General features: G+C 74.3%; 16 protein-coding genes. 4 read left to right on the plus strand and 12 right to left on the minus strand.

Features of this window, described 5'->3' with window-relative positions:
* Positions 1-9: 9 nt before the first annotated feature.
* Positions 10-657: a ScbR family autoregulator-binding transcription factor gene (locus FHS34_RS31330; protein ID WP_184971689.1), complete on the minus strand. Its 648-nt coding sequence runs from the start codon at positions 655-657 to the stop codon at positions 10-12.
* A 439-nt stretch (positions 658-1096) separates the two neighbouring features.
* Here FHS34_RS31330 and FHS34_RS31335 point away from each other — a divergent pair, with 439 nt between their 5' ends.
* Positions 1097-2026, plus strand: a complete 930-nt coding sequence (locus FHS34_RS31335) for a lytic polysaccharide monooxygenase auxiliary activity family 9 protein (RefSeq protein ID WP_184971691.1) — start codon at positions 1097-1099, stop codon at positions 2024-2026.
* An 18-nt stretch (positions 2027-2044) separates the two neighbouring features.
* Here FHS34_RS31335 and FHS34_RS31340 read toward each other — a convergent pair whose 3' ends face one another.
* Positions 2045-2695, minus strand: a complete 651-nt coding sequence (locus FHS34_RS31340; RefSeq protein WP_184971693.1) for a Tat pathway signal sequence domain protein — start codon at positions 2693-2695, stop codon at positions 2045-2047.
* A 623-nt stretch (positions 2696-3318) separates the two neighbouring features.
* Here FHS34_RS31340 and FHS34_RS31345 point away from each other — a divergent pair.
* Positions 3319-4017 (plus strand): DUF6230 family protein, encoded by a 699-nt coding sequence (locus tag FHS34_RS31345; protein WP_184971829.1) that lies wholly within the window; start codon positions 3319-3321, stop codon positions 4015-4017.
* Positions 4018-4022: 5 nt separating this feature from the next.
* The gene (locus FHS34_RS31350; RefSeq protein WP_225817679.1) at positions 4023-4484 is read left to right on the plus strand and encodes a DUF6114 domain-containing protein; all 462 of its coding nucleotides are present in this window, start codon (positions 4023-4025) and stop codon (positions 4482-4484) included.
* A 43-nt stretch (positions 4485-4527) separates the two neighbouring features.
* Here FHS34_RS31350 and FHS34_RS31355 read toward each other — a convergent pair whose 3' ends face one another.
* Entirely contained in the window at positions 4528-4878 is a 351-nt protein-coding gene (locus tag FHS34_RS31355) for an ArsR/SmtB family transcription factor (RefSeq protein ID WP_184971697.1), read from the minus strand.
* Positions 4879-5049: 171 nt separating this feature from the next.
* Between FHS34_RS31355 and FHS34_RS31360 the strand changes: the two genes are divergently transcribed.
* A complete protein-coding gene (locus tag FHS34_RS31360) occupies positions 5050-5505 on the plus strand; it encodes a tellurite resistance TerB family protein (RefSeq protein WP_184971699.1) in 456 nt (151 codons plus the stop codon).
* A gap of 100 nt (positions 5506-5605) precedes the next feature.
* On the opposite strand, the gene FHS34_RS31365 is transcribed toward FHS34_RS31360, so the two are convergent.
* The 9 genes from FHS34_RS31365 to FHS34_RS31405 all read right to left on the minus strand — a co-directional run bounded on the left by FHS34_RS31365 (position 5606) and on the right by FHS34_RS31405 (position 23149).
* Positions 5606-6562: an ABC transporter substrate-binding protein gene (locus tag FHS34_RS31365; RefSeq protein WP_184971701.1), complete on the minus strand. Its 957-nt coding sequence runs from the start codon at positions 6560-6562 to the stop codon at positions 5606-5608.
* Between the two features lie 82 nt (positions 6563-6644).
* Complete coding sequence (locus FHS34_RS31370) at positions 6645-7313, minus strand: ABC transporter permease (RefSeq protein WP_184971703.1); 669 nt, start codon at positions 7311-7313, stop codon at positions 6645-6647.
* Complete coding sequence (locus FHS34_RS31375) at positions 7310-7963, minus strand: ABC transporter permease (RefSeq protein ID WP_184971705.1); 654 nt, start codon at positions 7961-7963, stop codon at positions 7310-7312. The genes FHS34_RS31370 and FHS34_RS31375 overlap by 4 nt, the downstream gene beginning before the upstream one ends.
* Positions 7960-9090 (minus strand): ABC transporter ATP-binding protein, encoded by a 1131-nt coding sequence (locus FHS34_RS31380; RefSeq protein ID WP_184971708.1) that lies wholly within the window; start codon positions 9088-9090, stop codon positions 7960-7962. The genes FHS34_RS31375 and FHS34_RS31380 overlap by 4 nt, the downstream gene beginning before the upstream one ends.
* Before the next feature lie 153 nt (positions 9091-9243).
* On the minus strand, positions 9244-10560 hold the full coding sequence (locus FHS34_RS31385) for a PP2C family protein-serine/threonine phosphatase (protein WP_184971710.1): 1317 nt from the start codon (positions 10558-10560) through the stop codon (positions 9244-9246).
* Between the two features lie 172 nt (positions 10561-10732).
* Entirely contained in the window at positions 10733-15259 is a 4527-nt protein-coding gene (locus FHS34_RS31390) for an FtsK/SpoIIIE domain-containing protein (RefSeq protein ID WP_184971712.1), read from the minus strand.
* A gap of 15 nt (positions 15260-15274) precedes the next feature.
* Positions 15275-17272, minus strand: coding sequence for a metallophosphoesterase family protein (locus tag FHS34_RS31395; protein ID WP_184971714.1), 1998 nt, complete (start codon positions 17270-17272; stop codon positions 15275-15277).
* Positions 17269-22422 (minus strand): FtsK/SpoIIIE domain-containing protein, encoded by a 5154-nt coding sequence (locus FHS34_RS31400; RefSeq protein ID WP_184971716.1) that lies wholly within the window; start codon positions 22420-22422, stop codon positions 17269-17271. The genes FHS34_RS31395 and FHS34_RS31400 overlap by 4 nt, the downstream gene beginning before the upstream one ends.
* Before the next feature lie 73 nt (positions 22423-22495).
* A complete protein-coding gene (locus tag FHS34_RS31405) occupies positions 22496-23149 on the minus strand; it encodes an SLATT domain-containing protein (protein ID WP_184971720.1) in 654 nt (217 codons plus the stop codon).
* Between the last annotated feature and the right edge of the window lie 116 nt (positions 23150-23265).

A 23265-nucleotide genomic window follows, 5' to 3' on the forward strand; every position in this document is an offset into this window, starting at 1 on the left:
TCGCGGGCGTCAGGCGGTGCGGACCTCCCGCTCCAGCTGCGTGGCGAGGGTGACGTAGCGGGGGCGCCGGTGCACCGGGACGAGGCCCCGGATCACGAGGTGCCACATCTCGGCGACCCGGCGCGGCAGCCGTCCGACCGGTTCGAGCGAGCGGCCGGCGACCCGGGTGCCGATGAAGAAGCACACGAGGGAGTGGGCGACGACGCCGACGTCCACATCGCCGTGCAGATCGGCTTCTCTGACGGCTCCGGTGAACTTGCGGGTGGCGAAGTCGAGCCACTCGGTGAACGGATGCCGCAGCGGCGGCCGTACGGCGATGTCCGCGGTGGCGAGGCGGAGTCCGGCACGCGGCACGGGATCCTCCACGGCGAGCCGGGCGATCCCGAACGTGGTCCGCATCAGGGCCTCCAGGGAGGAGCCGCCGCGGCTCTCGGCGTCGGCCACGACCCGTTGCGCGGCTCTGGACTGGAGCTGCAGGATGGCGTGGGCCAGGTCCTCCTTGGCGGCGAAGTGGAAGTACAGGGCGCCCTTGGTGACCTTCGCGTGTGCGACGATGTCGCTCAGGCTGGTGGACTCGTAGCCGCGTTGGTCGAACAGGTCGGCGGCGGCCGTGATGATCGTGGCGCGGGTCTGTTCAGCGCGTAACTGCCTCGCCATCCCGGGACCCCTCTCCTCCCACCTCAAAAGAACAGGACATGCGGTTTGTTTTAACCCCCCGCATACGATAACTCACCCAGCGGCAACGGGAGTCCAGCGCGTCACCCGCGCGGAGGACAGACGTGCCGGCGGCACGCCGATGACCGGCCGGGCACAGGCGGCCGGCACGACGAGCGAGATCACGTCGGCTTCCCCCTTCGTCACCGGCCGACGCCCGGCGGCCAGGAGGCGACCGGCGCCGCACCCATGATCGACACGATACGAGGCGGGCGGGCGGCTCCTCAACGGGGCGTGGGAACAGGCGCAAAACGGCAGAACCGGTCGGTGCCTTCGCGCCCCTCCGGTGACGGGCGCGCCGGACCGGCTGAACAGGGGGCACCCCGGCGCCGTACTGGACGCCGCAGACCCTGTTCCCGCGCCTGCCGAGGAGACGTTCCGGATGACTCGGATGACCGCCCGACTGAGCGTCAGGGCTACCGCCGCCGCGGCGCCGCTCCTGCTTCTGCCGTGGGCGGCGGGGCCCGCCCAGGCGCACGGAGCCCCCACGGACCCGGTCAGCCGGGTCTACGCCTGCTCACCCGAGGGGGGCGCGGCCGGCTCGGCGGCCTGCCGGGCGGCGATCGCGGCGAACGGCGCCCCGTTCACCGCCTGGGACAACCTGCGCGTGGCGGGGGTGGGGGGCCGTGACCGGCAGATGATCGAGGACGGCAGGCTGTGCAGCGGGAACCTGCCGGCGTACCGGGGCCTGGACCTTGCCCGGCGGGACTGGCCGGCGACGCGGCTGGCACCGGGCGGCCGGCTGACGCTGGCCTATGCGTCGACCATCGCGCACACGGGCACGTTCCGGTTGTACCTGACCAAGCAGGGATACGACCCGTCCAGGCCGCTGACCTGGTCCGACCTGCCGGAGCGGCCCTTCGCCGAGATCACGGACCCGCCGCTGCGCGACGGGGCGTACCGCATGAGCGCGACGCTGCCCGCGGACCGGACGGGGCGTCAGGTGCTGTACACGATATGGCAGAACAGCAGTACGCCGGACACGTACTACTCCTGTTCCGACGTGGTCTTCCCCAGGCACGGGAAAGCCGCCGGCGTGACGCGGTCCAGGCGGCCCGCGGCGACACCGGCGGCGCCGGCGGCGGCCAGCCCGCGGCCCGCGCGGACGGCCGGTTCGCCGGTGGAGAGCCCGGCTTCCGGGCCGGAGCGGGGTGACGGGCGGCCCGAGCGCGCCGCCGCGGCCGCGACCCCGGTGGCCCGGGCCACGCACGGCGGCTCGGGCCCCTCGGTGTCACTGCTGGCGGGCGGCGCCACCGCGGTGCTGCTGCTCACCGGGGGCGCCGCCCTGGCGCTGCGGCTGCGACGACGCTGAACCCGAGGCTCCGGTCGCTCAGTTGACGTAGACGCGGACGCCCGCGTCGGTGACGGGTGCGTACTTGGCCGTGAAGTAGCCGTTGGCGAAGCACAGCGACGAGCCGGACGTCTTGGTGAAGCGCTGGTTGGTGAAGGTGATGCTGCTGTCGGCGTTGTCCGCCTTGCCGGACAGAGCGGGCGCCTGGTACACGCAGGTCACGGTGCCCAGCAGGGTGCGCAGCTGGACCGTGGCCTGGATGGCGGAGCCGCTCGGGGGCGAGACGGTGAGGTCGCCGCCGGAGGTGATCGTCGCCGAGTAGGGCAGGTTGTTGATGGTGATGCCGTTGACCCCGAGGACGCCGGTGACGTTGCTGGTGCAGGTGCTGCTGTTGAAGGTGTGCGCGGTGACGGACTCGGTGGCCGTGCCGGGCGCGGTCGGGTTGCCGGTGACCGTGGCGGTGAACTGGGAGCCCGTGCACTTGACGCCGCTGGTGCCGGTCGCGCTGGAGTAGAACGTCGCGGAAGTGCCCGAGGCCAGGGGCGCGGTGAGGGTGTCGCCGACGGCCACGGCGGTGCCGCCGGTGCTGCCGGTGGTGAGGACCGTGCCGGCCGCGGAGGCCGGGGTGGCCCAGGCCAGGGCGAGCGCGGTGGCGGCGCCGCCGAGGGCGAGGAGGGAGCGCGTACGCATGCGGATGCCTCTCTTCCGAAGTGGGGGGACAGATGAGGTGAGGTGGGGGGTGGCGGTGGTGCGTGCGATGCCGCCGGCGCGGGGCCGTAGCGCCTTCTCCGTACACCACGGCCCCGCGTCGGCGGCACACCGGGCACCGGCCGGAGATCTCGGGGGAAGACCTCCGGCCGGGCCGGGACAAGAGGGCGGCCGGGCACGGCGGAAGAAGGAAAGAGCGATCGCGCCGGAGCCGCGCTGAGAGGTGGAGCGCTTGCCGTTGCAGGGCCGGGAACGTGACCGTTGCCGCGCCGCGGGACGCGGCTGGTGCCGCCTGCCGGATCCGGCGCCACGGATCCGTGGAAACGAGGCAAGTTGTAGACCTGATGAAGCGTCAACGTCAAGGCAGTCAAGCGGAGTTGTGGCGTGCGGTCGCTACCCGCGCACATCCCACACCCTTTTTCCACATCTCCCTTGACCCTCGAATGTAACCGGCGGTAACTTCCTCGGAGGCTACTGCCGCGTAACGAGAAAGCCCTTGCATCCGCCGGGAGGCGCGAGGAGGCGTGCGCGGTATCCGCTGTCCGCGCCAGGACACCGCGCCACTGAAGCCCAACCCGCATTGATCCATGCCCATGGGAGCAGACATGGCCTCGTCCCCGGACGTCCCGTCCGTCGGCAACACCCCGGAGAATCCTGGAAGCGACACCCCGCCCGAAGCCCCGAACGCCGCGGGGAGCACCGCCGGCGGCGAGAGACGAGGGCGGGTCCGGGCCCGCCGGGCCGCGGTGATGGCGGTGCCCGCCACCCTGATCGCCGCCGGTCTCGCGGTCCTCACCGCGCAAGGAGCACTGGGTGTGCAGTTCGCCATCTCCGGCATGCCGTTCACGGTCACCGCGACCGAGCTGAACGGCACCGGATTCGAGCAGTTCGGCGCGCTCGACAACATGGCGGAGGGCAGCCCGAACGCCGGGGACACCGGCGGGCAGGTGCTCGTCGTCACCTCCGCCATCAAGAACGCCACCCTCACCAAGCTGTGCCAGAGCGTCGACCTCGGCGGCATCAACCTGCTGATCACCGCGGGCAGGGGCGCGGAGAAGGTCTCCGCGACCGATCTGACCACCGACTCCACCGTGCTGTCGGGCAACGCGGAGTTCAACAACATCGAGATCGGCAACGACGCCAGCACCCTGACCAAGGCGGGCGTGAAGGGTCCGATCGGGGTCTTCAGCCAGCAGGCGGACACCGTGCGCATCGCCAAGCTGCGGCAGACCAACTACGCCACGACGGCAGGTGTGTTCAAGCTGCCCGGCCTCAAGCTCCGCTTCAGCGACACGGGTTGCTGAGCACCGTGCCGGATCGCCCACACCGGGGACCGAGGCTCGCCTTCCGCGGATGGCGGGCCCGCCGGCCGTTCTGGGGCGGGCTGCTGCTCACCCTCGCCGGCGGCGAGATCCTGCTCACCGAGCAGGCCTCGCTGAAGGTCGTGCTGCACATCGGCATGCAGGGCCTGGCCGGCTATCTGCTGCCGGGCCTCATGGTGCTGCTGGGTCTGCTGATCCTCTTCAATCCGTCCCAGCGGCTCTTCTACTCCCTCACCGGTGTCCTGCTCTCCCTGGGCACCTGGCTCACCTCCAACCTGGGCGGCTTCTTCCTCGGCCTGCTCCTCGGCGTCACCGGCAGCTGCCTCGCCTTCGGCTGGCTCCCGGACCGGGAACCGCGTGTCAGCCGCCGCGCACGCCGCAAGCGGGCGAGGACCGCGGCACGCGCCCTGACACCGGAACGGGCGGAGAACATGGAGGGAGCGGCCTGACGGCACCGCCCCCGAGAGGGGCGAGGGACACACCCGACCTGATTCAGCGGGCCGGTACGGGGGCCCGTTGCCCTTCGGACAGCCGGCCGACGAGGAGGCGTACGACCTCGACCACGGCGGCCTGTTCGGCGGTGTCGACGAAGTACACCTGACGGCGGCCCTCGCGGCGCGAGCGGACGAGTCCGGCGAGTCTGAGCTTGGTCAGGTGCTGGCTGACGGCGGGCAGCGCACCGCCGGTCCGCTCGGCGAGCCCGGTCACGTCGCTCTCACCCTGGGCGAGCGCCCACACGATGTGCAGCCGGGCCGGCGCGGCGAGCAGTCCGAACGCGGCGGCCGCCGCGGCGAGTACCTCGGCGGAGGGGTCCTGGTGGCCGGTGCCGGGCACTGTCGTCACTGTCGCCTTCCTCCCGCCGCGTGGTCCCCGTGTTCCGTCCGTCCCTGCCGTGGTATGCGGACTCAGTGTAGATCTCAGGAACTTTCCGTCCGCCCCACTAGTTTCTACGGTGCTGTAGAAGTCGCTGCCGGGTGCCGAGGGCGCACCGGACGGCCGATACGAGGAGTGGACATGGCCCTGTGGGACCGCGTCAAGGAGTCCGCGTCGCAGATGCAGACCCAGTTGGTGGCGAAGAAAAACGACCTGAAGAGCGGCGCGTTCCGCGATGCGAGCATGGCGATGTGCGCGCTGGTGGCCGCCGCCGACGGTTCGGTGGATCCGTCGGAGCGGCAGCGGGTGGCCCAGCTCATCGCCACCAACGAGGTGCTGCAGAACTTCCCGGCGGACGACCTGCGCCGGCGTTTCGAGGAGAACCTGAACAAGCTGACGGCCGACTTCGCCTTCGGCAAGGTGAGCGTGCTGCAGGAAGTCGCCAAGGCGAAGAAGAAGCCGGCCGAGGCGCGGGCCGTCGTCCAGATCGGCATCGTCATCGGCGGCGCGGACGGTGACTTCGACAAGGACGAGCAGGCCGTGGTCCGTGAGGCGTGCTACGCGCTGGACCTGCCGCCGCACGAGTTCGACCTCTGAGCTTTCCGGGAAGCGGCGGGCACGGAGCGGGACGCGGGTGACCCCTGGGTCCGGGGTCACCCGCGCCGGCACGCCCGTGGCCGTTCCGGGCGGTGGTCCGTCAGCCGAGACCGGCGGACTTCAGCCAGGCCTTGGCGACGTCCAGCGGGTCCTTCTTCTCCGCCTGCACCTGGGTGTCCAGCTCCAGCAGGGTCTCGGTGTCGAGCTTGGCGGAGACCGCGTCGAGCGCGGCGACGCCCTCCTTGGACAACGTGCCCTTGTGGACGAGCGGCTGGACGTTCTGGAAGCCGAAGAGGTTCTTCGGGTCCTGCAGGACGACGAACTTCTCCTCGGTGATCTTCGGGTCCGTGGTGAAGATGTCCGCGACCTGGACGTCGTCCTTCTTCAGCGCCGCCCGGGTGAGCGGGCCGCCCGCGTCCAGCGCCTTGAAGGACTTGAACTCCAGGCCGTAGACGGCCTTCAGGCCCACCAGGCCCTGCTGCCGGGTCTGGAACTCCGGCGAGGCGCCGATGACCAGGTCCCCGGCGACGTCCTTCAGGTCGGCGATGGAGGACTTCTCGGTGAGGTGGTACTTCTTCGCGGTCGCCGCGTTGAGCGTGACCGAGTCCTTGGCCTGTGCCGAGGACGGCTTCAGCAGCGTGAGCTTCGAGTCCAGCTTGGCGTTGACGGCCTTCGTGGTCTCCTCGAGGGTCTTCGGAACGGCGTTCTTGTCGAGGTGTGCCAGGAGCGCGCCGTTGTACTCGGGCATCACCGAGACGGAGCCGTTCTTGATCAGCCCGTAGGTGGTCTCGCGGCTGCCGATGTTCGGCTTGTAGGTGACCTCGATCCCCTTGGCCTTGAGGGCCTCACCGTAGATGTCGGCGAGCAGGTTGCTCTCGGGGAAGTTGTTGGACCCGACGACCACGCTGTCGCCGCTCGCCTTGCCGCCCGTGAGGGGGTTGTCGTTCGTGTCGTCGGAGGAACAGCCCGCCAGCAGAGCCGTCGCCGCCGCGAGGGCGACCACCGCCGCGCCTCGGCTCCTCCGGATGGACCTGCTGATGTGGGTCGTATAAGTCACCCGACGATCCAATCCAGCCGGTTCTCGGTCAGTCAAGTGCCACAGATCACCAATTGGCTTCGATCTGTGGCCACTTCGACCGTCAGCCGCTCCGCCGTACGCCCGGTGACACCGTCAGCCGGGACACCGCCCAGAACAGGGCCAGGGTCACGAGAGCCAGGCCGGCCACCAGGGTGGCGCCGCCCACGACCTTCTCGTAGTCCTTCTGGTAGAGGCCGTCGATGATGTACCGGCCGATGCCGCCGAGGCTCACGTAGGCGGCGATGGTGGCGGTGGAGACGATCTGGATGGCCGCCGTGCGCAGCCCGCTGAGGATCAGCGGCAGCGCGACCGGCACCTCCACCTGGAACAGCACGCGCGCCTCCGGCATCCCCATGCCTCGGGCCGCGTCCACCGGGGAGGGGTCCACGGAGCGGACCGCCTCGTAGGTGGTGACCAGGATCGGCGGTACGGCGAGCACCACCAGCGGGATCATCACCGGCAGCAGACCGAAGCCGATCCAGATGAACATCAGCACCAGCAGGCCGAAGCTGGGCAGCGCCCGGCCGGCGGTGGCGAGGAACGCGAGGGCGTTGCCGCCGCGGCCGTAGTGACCGGTGACCAGCCCGACGGGCAGGCCGATCGCGGCGGCGATCAGCAGCGCCTCCAGCGAGTACCGGACGTGCTCGCCGAACCGGGTGGGAATGCCGTCGTACCCGTGCCAGTGCGCGCCGTCGCTGAAGAAGGCACGTGCGAAGTCCAGGACGTTCACCGGCCGGCCCCCTTCCTGGGCATCCAGGGTGTGAGGAGGACACGGACGAGGACCAGCGCGCCGTCGGCGAGGACGCCCAGCACCGCGATGGTCAGCACCGAGTTCACGGCGAGGGCGGGACGCTCGTAGGCCTGGGCGTCGTACAGCATGTTGCCGAGGGCTCCCTGGTTGCCGATGAGCATGCCGACGCTGACCAGGGAGATGCTGGAGACGGTCGCCACCCGCAGACCCGCGATGATGGCGGGCACGGCGATGGGCAACTGGACCTGGAGATAGCGGCGTACGGGCCCGAAGCCCATGGCCTGCGCGGCGGCCAGGGTCTCCGGAGGCACCGAGCGGACGCCGTCCACGATCGCCGGGACCAGCACCACCAGGCTGTAGAGCGCGAGCGGGACCATGACGGTCGTCTCGCTCTGGCCGAAGTAGTCGATGAGGACGACGAAGAAGGCGAGCGACGGGATGGCGTAGAGCACGGTGGTGATGCCGAGGACGGGCGGATAGATCCAGCGGAACCGCACGCACAGCTGGGCGATCGGCAGTGAGACGAGCAGCCCGGCCAGCACCGGCACCAGCGCTTCGCGCAGATGCAGCCCGACGAGGCCGAGATAGCTGTGCTGAAGGTCGCTCGGGAGGTCGAAGAAGCCGCTCATCGCCCGGCCTTCGCATCGGCCCGCGCCGCCACCCGGCCGTGGGCGTCCCGGATCGCCTCGCCGATGACCTGCTGGGAGACCACGCCGACCGCGCGCCCCTCGCCGTCCACCGCGACCGCCCATCCGGTCGGTGAGAGCACGGCACCGTCGAGCGCGGTGCGCAGCGAGTCGGTGTCCGGCACGAACGGCCGTCCGAAGTCGAGGAGTCGCTCCCGGTCGACGGCGCCGGCGGTGAGCCGGTCCGGCTCGCTCCAGCCGAGCGGCCTGCCGTCGGCGTCGGTGACGAGGAGATAGGGCGCCGCGGCCCCGGAGGCGAGCCGGCCGGCGTCGGCGTCGATCGGGACCACGGGGGCGGTCTGGAGCTCCAGCCCGGCGGCCGGGAAGAAGGAGAGCCGGCGGATACCGCGGTCGGCGCCGAGGAAGTCCTCCACGAAGGCGTCGGCGGGCGCGCTGAGCAGCTCGGCGGGCGGGGCGAACTGGGCGAGCCGGCCGCCGGTGCGCAGTACGGCGACCTTCGTGCCCAGCTTGATCGCCTCGTCGATGTCGTGCGTGACGAAGACGATGGTCTTGCCCAGCTCGTCCTGGATGCGCAGGAGTTCGTCCTGGAGACCCTTGCGGACGACGGGGTCGACGGCGGAGAACGGCTCGTCCATCAGCAGCACCGGCGGGTCGGCGGCGAGCGCGCGGGCCACGCCGACGCGCTGCTGCTGGCCGCCGGAGAGCTGGTACGGGTACCGCTTGGCCAGCGCGGCGTCGAGGCCGACCCGCTCCATCAGCTCGGCGGCCCGGGCCCTGGCCTCCCGCTTGGGCCGGCCGAGCAGGCGGGGCACGGTGGCGATGTTGTCGAGGATCGTGCGGTGCTGGAAGAGACCGGCGTTCTGGATGACGTAACCCATCGACCGGCGCAGGGTGTTGACCGGCTGCTGCCGGATGTCCTGGCCGTCGAGGAGGATGCTGCCCTCGCTGGGCTCCACCATCCGGTTGATCATCCGCAGGGTCGTCGTCTTGCCGCAGCCGGAGGGCCCGACGAGGACGGTGACCGAGCGGTCCGGTATCTCCAGCGACAGCCGGTCGACCGCGACCGTGCCGTCCGGATACCGCTTCGTGACTGAATCTATCCGTATCAAAACGCCGCGTGCCCTTCGGGTCCGACCGATCCTGGCCTGCTGCGGGAAGAGTCTAGACCGGGAGTGTTCCGGCAGTTCGGCGGGCACGGGACCGGGCGCCTGTCGCGGACACGGATCCCTCGGGCCACGCGGGGCGACGGGGATGACGCCGTGTCACTTCCCGGGCTCGACCGCCCCCGGCGCCGGTCCCTGCCGGATGTGCGGCCGGGCCGCGAGGATGGCGACGTCGTCCTCCGCGTGCCGGACGTCCAGGCGGCCGAGGATCCAGTCCAGGACGGCGTCGACGGCGTCCCCGGCGGTGAAACGCAGGGCGGCCAGCCGGGCGAGGGAGTGGTCGATGTCCTCACCGCGGCGCTCCACGAGGCCGTCGGTGAACAGCACGAGCGTCTCGCCGGGCGCCACCCGGTGGGTGGCCGACTCGTACCCGCCGAGTCCGGTGCCCAGCGGCGGTCCGACCGGCACCGGCAGCAGCCCGGCGGCACCGTCCCGGCCGATGAGCACGGGCGGCAGATGGCCGGCGCTGGCCAGCGTGACCTGGCCCCGGCCCGGGTCGACACGGGCCAGCAGACAGGTCGCGGGCCGGCGGTCGGCCTCCCCGGAGGCGATGTCGTCCATCTGCCGCAGCACCCGGTGCGGGGGGAGGTCGGCGGAGGCGATGTAGCGCAGGGAGGAGCGGTAGGCGCTCATGTCGACCGCGGATTCCAGGCCGTGCCCCATGACGTCGCCGACGACCAGCAGGGTCCGGCCGAAGTGCAGCCGCACGGTCTCGCACCAGTCGCCGCCCACCAGGGTGCTCCGGCCGGCCGGCAGATAGCGGATGGCGACGTCCAGGTTGGGGTGCGGGCGGCCGGGCTCGGCGAGCAGGGCCCGCTGCAGATCACCGGCGGTGCGGCTGACCTGCTCGTACTCGCGGGCGTGCCGGAGGTGGGAGGCGGCGCGCTCCGCGAGCAGGGCGAGCAGCTCGGCGTCGGCCCGGCGCAGCGGCCCCCCGGCGTCGGCCCACACCAGGACGCCGTACACGGTGTCCCCGCTGGTCAGCGGGACGGACAAGGCGGCTCCCGGGTGGCCGGCGGCCGGGTGCTCCAGCCAGGGGTCGGGGGGCGTGTCGACGGCCGGTACACCCGCCTCGCGGGCCGCGGCGGCGGCCCAGCGGACGTCGGGCAGCGACGCGGCGTCCCCGGTGATCGCGTCGTACCCGGAGAAGGCGTCCCCGGTGCGGCGCAGAACGGCGGCGGCGCCCCCGGCCAGCCGTACGGCGGCCCGGGTCAGCTCGGTGCACGTCGTGTCCGCGTCGAGGGTCGTGCCGATACCGGACAGGGCCTCCCGCAGGGCGCCCAGCCGCGCGCCGGGGTCCTCGGCCCGCTCGGCGCCGCCGGGGCCCGCACCGGGGCCGTCGCCCTTCCGGTGGCGGTCGCCGCCGGCGGGCAGGGGCCTGCGCCGGGACCGGATCCACCGCGCGACTCCCCACACCCTCACAGAATCTCAAACCGGGGCGGCCGGGGCACCAGCCCCGGCCGCCCCACCGGCCCCGGCCGCCGCACAGGTCCCGACGGTCCGCTCACGCCGACGGAAGCGACCCCTCACGGAGGCGGGCCAACCGGTCACTCGACGGAGTCGCCCGCCCTACGACGGGGATCACCGCTCACTCCGACGGAATCACCACGGACCGCAGCCTCCCGTCGCCGAGGTGCAGCAGTCCCCGGCGCGGCCGGATGGGATCGACGGTCGCGTGCCGGCCGAGCCGGACCCCGACCAGGGACCCCGACTCGATGGTCCGGGGGGACAGCAGCAGTCCGCGCCGGGCCTTCCTCGCCTCGGCCTGCCAGCCGGCGTACCCGGGGCAGAGCCGTTCCTCGTCGCCGGCCAGGACGAGCGCGAGCCCTCGCTCGTCGCCGTCCCGGATCAGCTGTTCCAGCGTGGGGCCCGCCGCGCAGCGGGCGAGAATCTCCCCGTCGTCCACGAGGACCACGACCGGGTCGTCGGGGAGCGCCACGCGCAGCGCCTGGTCCAGCGCGGAGCGCTCGATGTCGGTGTTCTGGAAGACCGCGAGCACCCCGTGCTGCCCCCGCAGCTGCCGCAGCGGTGACGGCCGCGGCGCCGCCACGACGAGGCGCACGCCCTGCCGGAGGCAGGAGCGGGCCGCGTTCAGCAGCGCGGTGGAACGCCCCGACCCCCGCGGGCCCGCGATGACGAACGCCGGGACCCCGTCGGCGAGATCGGGGCCGTATCCGGTCAGTTCGTCCCCGCCGACCCCCGCAAGCGTCCACAGCCGCGCCCGCGAGCGTTCCGGTTCGCCCAGCCACCAGGCCTCGTCGAAGCCGACGCGGTCGGGCAGGGCGTCGACGCGGAACGGGCGCCGGTCCGCGGGGACGTCGCCGGCGCCCGCCGCGATCCGGGCGAGCGCCTCGTCCTGTGCCTCGGGCGCCGCCCGGCCGGCCAGCAGCGCGAACTGGACCTCGGTGCCCGCTCCCGCGCGGACCGCCCGGCCCGCGGGCATCGACTCCGGGAGCTCGCCCGGCCGGATGCCGAGGAGGGCCTGGTAGTCGTCATGGTCCGTGAACCGCAGCGCGTACTTGTCCTCGGTCAGCGAGGCGATCCGGCCGAGGAACAGCTGCCGGTCACCGGTGATGACGAGGTGGATGCCGACGGTCGCGCCCTCCCGCATGAGCGTGAGCAGTTCGTCCGTCAGCCTGCCGAAGTCGTATTCGCCGAGGGTGGGGCCCCAGCCCTCCCAGCCGTCCAGGAGGACGACCAGGTGCGGCAGCCGCTCGGCCGCCGCCGCCCGGCCGCGCTGGTCCGCGATCGACAGGAACTCCCCGGCTGCGAGCAGACCTTGACGGTCGCTCAGTTCGCTGGTGAGCCGGGCCAGCAGCCGTGCGGCGCGTTCCGGTTCGCGCCCGGTGACCAGCGCCCCGCAGTGCGGCAGCGCGGCCAGCCCGCGCAGCCCCCCGGGTCCGCAGTCGATGCCGTAGAGGTGCACGTCGGCGCCGGAGTGGACGCGGGCCAGCGCCCCGGCGATCGTCCGCAGGGCCTGGGAGCGGCCGGACCTCGGCGCCCCGCCGATCAGCAGATGGCCGAAGTGCGCGAAGTCGATGACGACCGGGCGGCGGCGCTGCTCCGCGGGCAGGTCCTCGAGGCCGAACGCGACCGGCCGGAGCGCGCCGGGCCGGGCGCCGTTCTCCTCGGTGTCCCCGGCGGTCTCCCCGGCCGGCCACGGGTCGATCCCGTCCAGCCGCAGGACGTCGGGCAGCGGCGGGAGCCACGGGCGGCGCGGGGCCGGGACGTCCAGCGTCCGGTACGCGTCGCGGGCGGCGTCGACCAGCGCGTCGAGATCGGTGCCGGCGGCTGTGCCCGGCACCGGCTGCGGGACCGGGGCCGGCGGCGCGGGACGGCCCAGCTGCTGCCAGGTCACCCGGGTGGCCCGCGGCAGGCCGGCGGCCGGACCGGCGGCGCCGGGGCGCAGCCCGCCGACCCGGCCCGACTGGAACGGGATGAGGGAGGCGTGGCCGAGCCGGGCGTATCCGCGGCCGGGCGTGGACCGCGGGATCATCGCGGCCTCGGGCGCGTCCACGATGTCGTGGGACTCACCGCTGTCGGTGACCCGCAGGGCCAGGCGCAGGTTGGTGTTGGCGCGGATCTCCGCGGAGATGACGCCGCTGGGCCGCTGCGTGGCCAGCACCAGGTGGACGCCGAGCGACCGGCCCCGCTGCGCGACGTTGATCAGGCCGGTGATGAAGTCGGGCAGTTCGCGCGCGATCGAGGCGATCTCGTCGACCACGATGACGAGCCGCGGCAGGGGCTCCTCGGCGCCGGGGTCGCGCAGCACCAGGTCCTGGTACCCCTCGATGTCCTTCGCGCCGACGTCGGCGAGCAGGTGTTCGCGGCGGCGCAGTTCGGCGCTGAAGGAGGCGAGCACCCGCTGGACGAGGTACGGGTCGAGGTCGGTCACCAGGCCGACCGTGTGCGGCAGGGAGGCGCAGCTGCGGAAGGCGGCACCGCCGCGGTAGTCGACCAGTACGAACGTGAGGTGCTCGGGTGAGTTGGCGAGGGCCAGAGAGGCGACGATCGTCTGCAGCAGCTCCGACTTCCCGGAGCCGCTCGTGCCCGCGATGAGGGCGTGCGGCCCGTCGCGCCGCAGGTCGATGCCGAACGGGCCGTCGTAGGTCTCGCCGATGACGGCCACGGTCGACGGGCCCCTCGCCCAGCGCGCGGCGACGGCCCGCCCGCCGGGCGGTTCGAGGGCGAGCACGTCGAGCAGGCGGGTCTGGGCGGGCAGCGCGGAGGACTCGGCCTCCCCCACCGTGTCCCGGAGCGGGGCCAGGGCCCGGGCGAGGCGCTCGCACCAGGCCGCCGAGACGAAGTCGGGCCGGATGTCACGCGGCCGGTCCTTGTCGGCCCCCACGACGCGCAGCACCTCCGGCGGTGTGCCGGGCCGGGCCGGGCCTTCGGTGGTCCCGGCGGGAGCGCGCGCGACGGACGGCCGGTTCTCCTCGCGCGGCCCGGCCATCACGATCGCCCGGCAGTCCTCGGGCAGGAACCGCGGATCCTCGTCCAGGCACAGCACCCGGATGCCGACCGCCGGTCCTTCCCGCAGCAGGTACGCCATGTCGGGCAGGGAACGCAGCTGCCGGAAGCCGTCACAGACGACGACGATGTCGGCGGCGTGCCCGGCCACGGCGCCCCCGCCCGCACCGGCCTTCCGGCGGTGTTCCAGGGTCCGGACCAGTTCGCCGATGCGGGCCCCTACGGTCTCGGCGTCCGTGCCGATGGCGACGAGGGCGTCGGTGCCGCCGAGCGGGCGGGCGTGCGGCAGCCAGCGCAGCCAGTTCCAGGAGTCGTGCGCGCCCTTGAGCGTCAGTACGTGCACGGCGACGTCGAGCGGGCTGTGCAGGGTGGCGATCTGGGCCACCGCCCAGCGGGCGAGCGCCCGGGCCGAGTCGCCGGGCCCGGCCAGACCGAGCACGCCGAGGTCCCGGAGGGACAGGACGACCGGGGCGTCGGCGATCCCGGACGGGTCGGCGGCCGGCTCCGGGTCCGGGCCCCCGGCCAGGTCGTCACTGCGGAACGGTGCGCTCCGCACCGGGACGGAGCCGGTGCCCACCCGCAGCGCCAGGTGGTCGGGATCGCCGGGCCGGCGCTCCCAGAGGCCGGCACGCGGGCCGGTGGCGAGGGAGAGGACGGCCGCCGGGGAGGGATACCGGCGGCGCAGGCGGCGCAGGACCGCGCCCAGGCCCTCCTCGAACAGCTCGGCCGCCTTTCTGCGCCGCTCCGAGAGCTGCCGGCCGGCTTCCTGGGCCAGCCACGCGTACAGCGCGCCGACCAGCGCCAGCAGCAGGAACCACCACCTCTCGAAGAGGAGGGAGGTGACGACGGCGGCGACGACCGCCGCCACCGCCCCCGTGGAGAACAGGACCTGCTGGGCCCTCAGGAGCCGGGAGGCGCGCGGCTTCCTCGGGAGCAGGCCCTTGCCGCGCCGGCCCTCGGACGACACCAGCCGGCCGCGGCGCTCGAAGGCCAGGCCCCGGCCGTCGTCGGCGGGGCGCAGGACGACGTCGGGCGGCTGGTAGACGACCAGTTCGAACAGTGTGCCCCCGACGGCGAGCTGGGAGCCGAGGGGCCACGGGGCCTCGGCGCCGCCGTCGCGGCCGGCCGTGCCGTCGACCCGCCGCGCCAGCGGCACCCCGTCCAGGACGGCCGCCGCGCCGGCGTGGGCCCGGACCGTGCGGCTGCCGTCCGGGGTGACGGTGAGGGTCAGGGCCCGCTCGGGCAGTTCGGGGTCGTGGACGCGCACGTGTGCCGCCGCGCCCCGGCCGATGTCGGTGCGGCCGAGCCCGAGCCGGTGCACGGCCCCGGCGTCGGGGCCGCCGGCCACCCGGAGTTCGACGATGCCCGTGACCTCGCGCGGCGGGCAGCCGGCCGGCGAGTACAGGCTGACGACCGTACCGTCCCGCAGCGGGGACCGGCCGAGGGGCACGGCCGGGTCGACGGCGAGACCGTCGACGTGGACGGGGGGCGGCGGGTCCGTGTCCCGCTCCAGCTCCCGCTCGTCGCGGAGCTGCCGCCGGAGCGTCCGGGCGACCTCGCCCATCGGCGACTCGGGAGCGGCGTCGAGGACGACGTCGGCCGAGGTCCCCCGGCGGGGGTCGACGACCGTGAGGGTGAGGCGCACGCGGGCTCCCCCGGGTCAGGGCCGGGCACCGAGGTCGGCGCCCAGCTCGTCGAACGCGAACTCGTCGGCCGCTCCGGGCCGGAAGGCGATGACGCGGTCCGGTTTCCACTGGCCGTTGCGCCAGCGGACGGTGCGTACGGCCACGGAGTGGTCCTCGCCCTCCCGGGCGACGTAGACCTCGTTGTAGCCGTTCTCCTCGTTGGAGTGGATGCTGGCCAGCGCCGGGGCGCCGGCGATCCGGGTGGTCCAGGGCCGGTCCCGGTCCCGGTCGATGAGCCGTTCCGAGGCCAGGAATCCCAGGTGGGTGTGGCCGTGCAGGACCAGTGCCGTGTCCGCGTCGGCGAGGGCGAGCTTGGCCTGGCCGGCGTTCACGACACCCGCGTACGGCGCCACTTCGACGGACGGCACCGGGGAGAGCGGATGGTGGACGACGGCCAGGTTCACGCAGCCCGTCTCCTTCTTGAGCCGCCGCAGCACACCGTGGGCGACGACACCGGGGTCGTGGCGTTCGAGCCGGCTCATCAGCTCGCTGACGTCGGTGTCGTCCGCCGACCGGGCGAGTTCGGCGAGGAGCAGGCGCACCCGGTCGCGGTCCTCGTTGCGGACCGGTTCGCCGCCGGACTCGGCGGAGCCGAGGAGCGCGACCCTGAGGCCGGCGTCCGCGTACCGCACGTAGAGGCGGCGGGTGTCGTAGTCCTCCTTGTCCAGTTCGGGGTGCGGGTAGGCGTGGAAGGTGTCGGCGAACCACTCGTGCCGGGCCCCGGAGCGCTCGTCCAGGCAGCGGTCCCAGGAGACGTCGTGGTTGCCGCCGACCAGGAGGACGCGCGGGTCGTCCGCGCGGAGGTCGGGGTGGCCGGCCAGCAGCTCGGCCAGCCCCCCGAGCCAGTCGAGGGCCTCCCGCCCGTACGCGTCCACCGGCCGGTCGACCAGGTCGCCGGAGACGATCACCAGGTGCGGGGCCCTGCCCTGGTCGGCCAGGTGCCGGACGTGCTCCAGATAGCCGGTCAGGGGGCTGCCGTCGCCGGTGAGCCGGGCGAGGGCGGTGCCCAGCTGGGTGCGGTCCTTCTGGTCGACGTTGGTCCGGTGCCTGCCGCCGACGTGCAGGTCGGAGACGTGGTGGATGCGCAGCACCGCGGGCAGGTGGTGGGCGAGGACGGGGTCCTCGGCCACCGGCGGCAGCACCTTCGTCGTCCGCGCGTCCTGGTCGTCGGAGCCGAAGGACAGCCCGGCCCCGCGCCAGCGTTCGCGCCGGAGGGCGGCGCGGTGGGTCTCGGACAGACCGTTGTGGAACAGCTGGTTGACGTAGAGGTGGGGGAACGCGGCGGCTTCGGCGGCCCGGCGGGAGAGCGCGGCCGGGTCCCCGCGCAGCTCCGGTTCGGCCTCGGCGGTCTGCAGGGCGAGTTCCAGCAGGAAGGGGGTGAGCAGCCAGCCGGGCTGTCCGGCGCGCAGCCGGGCCACGACGCCGGGCGCCCAGCCGGGCGTGCGGGCGGCCATGCGTCCGGCCTCCTCGTCCGTCAGCGGCGGCGCCGTCAGACGGTCCTTGACGGCGTCGGCGCCCAGGTGCGGGATGAGGAGTTCGTACTCGGCGGGCGTGGCGAAGACGACGGGTACGACGCCCTCCTCGCGCAGCCGGGTGAGGCCGGCCGCGAGGGTGGCAGGGGCCTTGGTCCGGCCGCTCGACGGGCCGACGGCCGGTTCGTCGACGAGCACGACCTGGACGTCGCCCAGTTGGGGCCGCTGGGCCTTGCCGCTGGTCAGGCAGGTGAGCCCGGTCCTGCGGACGTCGGCCTCGCTGCGCACGTCGACCACTTTGGTGTGCCCTTCGGGGCGGGCCTGCTTCACGGCGCTGGCCAGCCAGCTCTTGCCGGACCGCCGGGGCATGACCACGAGCCAGCACGCGTCGTTGGGCGCGACCCCGGCCACCAGCGGATGCGCCCAGGCCGGTACCTGCCCGTCACGGAACCTGATGTCGAGGTCCTGCTCGTACGACCGGCTCGGCCGGTAGTGGCTCATCGGTGCTGCTCCTCATCGTGCAGTTCCTGGTGGGCGTACTGGATCCAGTCGAAGAACGGAGGGTCGGACAGCCACTTGTTCTGCGGCAGCAGGAGGCCGACGTCACGCAGCTGCATGCTCTGCGCGGGGGTGGGGTTGCGGGGCGGGCCGCCGCCCGCGCCGAGCAGGGCCTCACGGGCCGCGGGGCCGATCTCGCTCCACCGGGAGCGGAAGACGTCGGCCTTCTTCACGAGCAGTTCCCGCTCGATGAGCGACCGCAGCGCGCCGGCGTCGCCCAGGGCCGGGGTGCTGCCGGCGCGTGCGGTGCGGACCAGGGCGTCGCCGATCACCTGGAGGTAGAACGGCCAGGGCCCGACGCTCTTGAGGATGCGGTCGGCGGTGACGGGCGGGATCACCAGGCCCTCGTTCTGCGCGGTGCCGGTGAGGAACTCGCGGGCGTCGGATTCGGCCAGCGGGCCGAGGGTGAAGTGGTTGACGTCGTTGCCGAAACTCGAACCGGGCACGCGCAGCGCGTGCCGCAGGGTGTCGTTCCAGTCCTTGTAGGTGCCGCAGTACACGAGCCAGGCGCCGGCCTGGCCGAGGTCGCGCAGCCAGGAGACGGCCGCCGGGTCGTAGCCGGTGAGCCTGCCGACCTCGTCGAGCAGGAGCACCAGCCGGGAGGCGCCGCGGCCCGCGGCCGCCCGGTCCATCAGCGCGTCGGCGGGCCGGGCGGAGCCGGCCAGTGCGGGCATCAGCCGCACGGACAGCTCGTCCTGGGAGCCGGCCCGGTCCCGGTTGGACAGCGTCACCACCTTCTGCACGTTGCCGAGGCCGTCGGAGTGCATGCGCTCCTGGAGTTCCTTGACGATCCACGACTTGCCGGCCCGCCGGGGTCCCAGCAGCGCGGCGGACGTGCCGTCCCGGTAGTTGCGGTCGAGCCAGGCGAACACGTCCTCCCGGCCCACCGGCCGTCCCGCGGGCCCCAGCGAGAACCGGTCCGCGGCCAGCGCGCTGCTGCCGATGCCGAAGGGCTTGCGCGCCAGCGAGACGTGTGCGTCGCGCTGGCGGGTCTCCGTCACCGTCTCCTGGATCCGGTCGTGCAGCGCGATCTGCACCTCGGTACCGGTGGCCGGGTCCAGGCCGCGGCCGGGGCCGATGACGGGCGGCAGCGGCCGGCCGCCCAGGCCGGCCCCTTCGTAGCCCGCGCGGTCGGCCTGCCGGAGCACCAGCAGCGCCGCGTCCGCCACCCCGGTGCGCAACTGGAGCACCTCGCGGCCTCCGGTGACGGCGGCGCAGAGGCCGGCCCGGGTGTCCTGGAGCAGTCCGAGCAGGTCGCGTACGCACGCTCCGTTGCCGGTGCGGCGGGCCCAGAGCCCGAACTCCTCCCAGCCGTCGAGCAGGAGAACGAGGTAGGGCGGGCGTTCGCCGCGGCGCTCCTGCCGGTGCCCGTGCAGGCTTCTGCTGCCGGTCTGGGTGAAGAGTTCCTGGCGGCTGCGGACGGTGGTGACGAGCTTGTCGACGAGCCGCCGCATCCGCTCCGGCTCGTCGCCGGTCACCACGGCTCCGCAGTGCACCAGGTCGGTGAGGGCGCCGAGGGCGCCGGACGCGCAGTCGATGGCGTAGAGGTGGACGTCCTCCACGCTGTACTGCTCGGCGACCGCGACGGCCAGGGTGAGCAGCAGCTGGGTGCGCCCGCTGCCCGTGTCGCCGGAGACGAACAGCGGCCCGTCCTGGCCGAGGTCCCAGGCGGCCTGCTCGAACCCCTGGGCGTCGGGGGCGTCGCGCAGTCCGTAGACGACCGGTGTCCGGGTCCCGGGCCGGGGGCGGGCGGGCCACAGCGCGTCCGGCCCGGTGGCGGTCTCCTTCAGCCGTACCGACAGCGGCAGCGGGGGCGGCCAGGGGACGTGTGGTGCGGGCAGGTCGTCCAGGGCGGCGGCGGCCTGCGTGACGGCGCCGGCGAGGGCGGTGACCGGGCCGCCGCGCGCGGCCACGGGGGCCCGGGCGGCGCGCTGCCGCGGGGCGCCCGTCCAGTCCGTCGTCCGGAGCCGGACGCCGGCGCGCGGCGGGGACGTGTCCGGCTCGGGCCCGTCGAGGCGTGCCCGGCGTACGAGTTCCAGGGCGCCGCAGGCGCGGCGCACGTACGCGAGCCCGTGGCGTCCGGACTCCAGCCGGGCGGCGGCCGGGGTGCCGATCAGCAGCTCGCTGTCGGCGGGGTCGGGGAGCCGCAGGACGATCCGCAGGGGGGCGTGGGCGAGCAGGTCGGGGGTGACCGCGTCGGACGGGCGGCGGGTCGCGCACACCAGGTGGACGCCCAGTTTGGCGCCCCGCCGGGTGCCCTCGACCAGTCCGGACACGAACTCGGGCGTCTCCTCGCGGAGTTGGGCGAGGTCGGTGACGACGACCACGAGCCGGGGCAGCGCGGGCAGGTCGGCGGCGTCGGACGCCCGGATCACCGTGTACTGCTCGAAGTCGCGGGCCCCGGCCTCCTTCAGCAGCTTCTGCCGGCGCCCTAGTTCCGCGGCGAAGGCGGTCAGCCCGCGGGCGGCCGTGTACGGGTCGAGGGCGGTGTGCACGCCCACGGTGTGCGGCAGGCGGGCCGCCGGTGCGAGGGCCTCGCCGCCGTCGTGGTGGACGAACAGCAGATTCAGCTCGTCGGGGCGGTTGGCCACGGCCAGCGAGGTCAGCCAGCCGCACAGCAGTTCCTCCATGCCGGAGCCGGCCGCGCCGGCCACCAGGGCGTGCGGGCCGTCGTCGCGCAGGTCGAGGACGACAGGCCGGCCGGGCGATCCGCCGAGCACGGCCGCGGGTGAGCGGGGGGTGCCCTGCCAGCGCTCGGCGATCCGCCCGGCGACCTGGTGGGCGGTGGGCAAGTCCAGGTCGAGCAGCTCCGGCAGCCGGCCGGCCAGGTGGCCGGCGGCCGGGGCCGGGTCGTCGCGCAGCGGGGCGAGCAGCCGGGCGAGGGCGTCCAGCTGGGCCGGCACCAGCTGGTCGGGGACGCACCGCCCTCCCTCGTCCGGCTCGCCGTGCGCGGGGTCGACGATCCGCAGTCCGGTGCGGTCCGTCAGGAGCGTGATGCCGTCCCAGTCGTCGAGCGGCCGTGCCTGCTCGGCGAGACGGATCACGTACACGTCGGCCTCGGGACCGGAGCGGAGCACCTCCTCGGCCCAGGGCGCCGCGCGCAGCGCCGACGGGTCGTCGATGACCAGGACCAGCGCGGTGCGGCCCCAGAAGGTGCCGGGTCCCTGCTCGCGGAGCCGTTCGTGGATGATCAGCGCGGCCTCGTCGAGGTGCCGGGCGTGCCCCGCGGGGTCCCGGCTGATCCGCACCGGCCGGGCCCCGCGGGCCATCAGTCCGTCGGGCGGCAGCCAGCGGGCGAAGCGCCAGAAGGGCTTCCCGGACTCGTCGGTGAGCACCCGTACCGCGACGTCGGAGGGCGGGTGCAGCAGCACCGTCTGGGCCACGAGCCAGCCGGCCAGTCCCCGGGCGACGTCGCGCTCGGCCACGATGTCCACGCTGCCGCCGGACCACAGGGCGAGGACCCGCGGCCCGCTCGGGCCGCGGCCGACGCGCAGGACGAGCCCGTCGGTGTGGCCGGGAGCGCGCTCCCACAGCCGGGTCGGCGAGCCGAAGATCTCGGCGGGGAGTTCGAAGGCGTCGGGGAAGCGCGGCCTGGGCTCGTCACGCCGGTCGCGCGGCAGGGAGTCCCGCAGGGTCGCGTAGGCCCGGCGCAGGGCCCCGCCCCGGGCCGGTCCGGGACCGTCCGGGAGTTCCGGTTCCGGCCGGATCTCCGGCACGCTCTCCGCGGCGGCCCGCCGGTCGAACGCCAGCGCGCCGCCCTGGCCGGCGGACACATACCGGTCCCGGAACCGCGCGAAGCCCTCCGCCGTGAGCCGGAGCGGCAGGTCCTGCTCGGGGCGCGCCTCGCGGGGCGGTGCGCCGAGGAAGACCCGGCAGCCGTCGTACAAGGGGGTGCGGGCCAGTGATGTGTCCGGCGCCAGTAACTCCCCTTCGGCGGTGAACAGTTCGGGGACGGTCTGGTGCCGGGCGCGGCGGGCGAGCTGTTCGGCGAGGGACCGTACGGGGGTGGCGGGGTCGGCTTCGAGGACGACGTCCAGTTCCGGTCCGGCGGGCGTCGTCACGGTGAACGTCCAGCGGGCGGGTGCCGGGTGCCCAGGTGCCCGGGGGGCCGGGGGCAGGGCCGACCACGACGGCGGCCGGGCCGGCCGGTCCCGGGAGACCGGCTGGGCCGACCGGCCCGGCGGGGGTGTGCGGGTGCCGGTACGGGCGGGCGGTGCGGACTCCGGTGCGGCGTCCGCGCCGAGCAGGGGGGCGGTGATCCTGCCGTCGGGGGCGACGATGATCTCGTAGCCCGCGCCGGGCAGGTCGCCGGCCGCCGTGCCCACGAGGACGCGCGGGCCGGTCCGGCCGCCGCGGGCGGCGAGCCGGGCCAGGTCCCGGGCCTCGGCGGGCGACGGTTCGACGCCGACCAGGACGACCCGGCCGGGCGTCGCGGGGCGGGGCGCCCAGCCGGTGAGCACTTCGTCGTCGCGCGGGCCGGCCGCCGGCGCCCCGGTCACCGACTCGATCAGTTCGGGGATGCCGGGGAGCGTCTCCACCCGGTCCGGGAACGCGGCGGCCACGTCGGGGGCCACCCCGACGCAGCTGACGCGGACCCGGACCGACCAGGGTGCCGTGGCGAGTTCGGCGGCGATCGCCGCGAGGAGTGCCCCGCGGTGCTCCGCGGGACCGGTCACGGCGCCGAGTCCGGTGCCGGCGTCGAGATTGAGCAGCAGTCTCAGGTCGCCGTTGCGGCCCACGGTCACCAGGCGGAGGTGGCCGGTGGCCGCGGAGGCCCCGTCGGGGGTGGCGCACGTCTGCGCGGCCTGTCTGCCGAGGAACCACGAGCCGCCGTCGGGGCCGGCCCGCCAGTGGTCGGGCAGCAGGTCGGGCGGGGCGTCGGCCAGTTGCGCGACGATCTCGTCGCCCCAGAGCCAGACGGCACCGAGTCGCGGCAGCAGGTAGGCGTTGTCGGTGAGCGGGCGCAGGGCCGGTGCCAGCAGCCGCGCGCCGTCCGGGTCGACGCGCGTCAGGAGGCCGTCGGCCGGGTCCGCGTCCGGCGGGGGGCCGTACGCGTATCGCGCCCGGGGTGCTGAGCGGCTGGGGAGTGGCATGGCACATCCTCGGGAGCCGGCGGTTCCGGTGGGCGGGTCACGCCGGAGGGGACGGGGCGAGGGGGCGGCGGGGTCAGCGTTCCGGTGCCGCGCCGGCTTCCCGCGGCGCCGGCAGCGTCACGGTCTGTTCCTGGATCTGCTGGAGTCCGGCGCGGAACTCCTGGGTCCAGTCCGAGGTCTCCGTGTCGAGGCGTGCCCGGACCTTGGCGACGAGGCCGCCGACGAGCTTCATCCTGCGCGCGATCACGGCTTGTTCCGGTTCTCCGGTGGCCTCCCGGAGCAGTTCGGCGGACCAGGCCAGGCGGAACTCGTTCAGCTCGCCGCGCAGCGCCTGGGCGGCGGTGATGTCCCGCATCCAGGCGGTGGACAGTCCGAAGAAGTGGTCGAAGCCCTTGCAGCCCGCGGCGGCGGCCAGGAAGACATAGCCCCAGCCCTGGATCCGCTCGTCCAGGGCCGCGCCGGCCAGGGGCAGGACGGTGCCGGCGGTGGCGAGGATGATCATCAGACCGCGGACGGCGCGGGACCCGAGGCGCTTGAGCCGCTTGTCGGCGAGGTACCACTCGATGGCGTCCTCGGCTTCCTGCTCGGCCCAGGCGCGCAGTGCCTCGACCGCCTCCAGCCGGTCGGCCGGCGTGCGCGTGCCGAGCGCCGGGAAGGGCCTGCTCCGTAAGTCACGCTTGCGTGCCTTGCCGTCGCGTGGCCGGGCCGTCGGTGTGCTCCCCGTCAACTCACCCTCCTCGGCGCGGTGATGCGAGGAGACGAGGGTAGCCCAAACGGCCGCCCCGGGACGCCCGCCGGGACGGGCCGGCGGGTGTCCGGGGCGGCGCCTGGGCGCGCGGGCGG

Source organism: Streptomyces echinatus (genome assembly GCF_014203595.1).
Lineage (GTDB): Bacteria > Actinomycetota > Actinomycetes > Streptomycetales > Streptomycetaceae > Streptomyces > Streptomyces echinatus.

Coding starts and splice junctions, on each gene's coding strand:
- FHS34_RS31375 (WP_184971705.1), bottom strand. CDS start 7,963: ATGAGCGGCTTCTTCGACCTCCCGAGCGACCTTCAGCACAGCTATCTC.
- FHS34_RS31360 (WP_184971699.1), top strand. CDS start 5,050: ATGGCCCTGTGGGACCGCGTCAAGGAGTCCGCGTCGCAGATGCAGACC.
- FHS34_RS31395 (WP_184971714.1), bottom strand. CDS start 17,272: ATGAGCCACTACCGGCCGAGCCGGTCGTACGAGCAGGACCTCGACATC.
- FHS34_RS31330 (WP_184971689.1), bottom strand. CDS start 657: ATGGCGAGGCAGTTACGCGCTGAACAGACCCGCGCCACGATCATCACG.
- FHS34_RS31400 (WP_184971716.1), bottom strand. CDS start 22,422: ATGCCACTCCCCAGCCGCTCAGCACCCCGGGCGCGATACGCGTACGGC.
- FHS34_RS31345 (WP_184971829.1), top strand. CDS start 3,319: ATGGCCTCGTCCCCGGACGTCCCGTCCGTCGGCAACACCCCGGAGAAT.
- FHS34_RS31340 (WP_184971693.1), bottom strand. CDS start 2,695: ATGCGTACGCGCTCCCTCCTCGCCCTCGGCGGCGCCGCCACCGCGCTC.
- FHS34_RS31335 (WP_184971691.1), top strand. CDS start 1,097: ATGACTCGGATGACCGCCCGACTGAGCGTCAGGGCTACCGCCGCCGCG.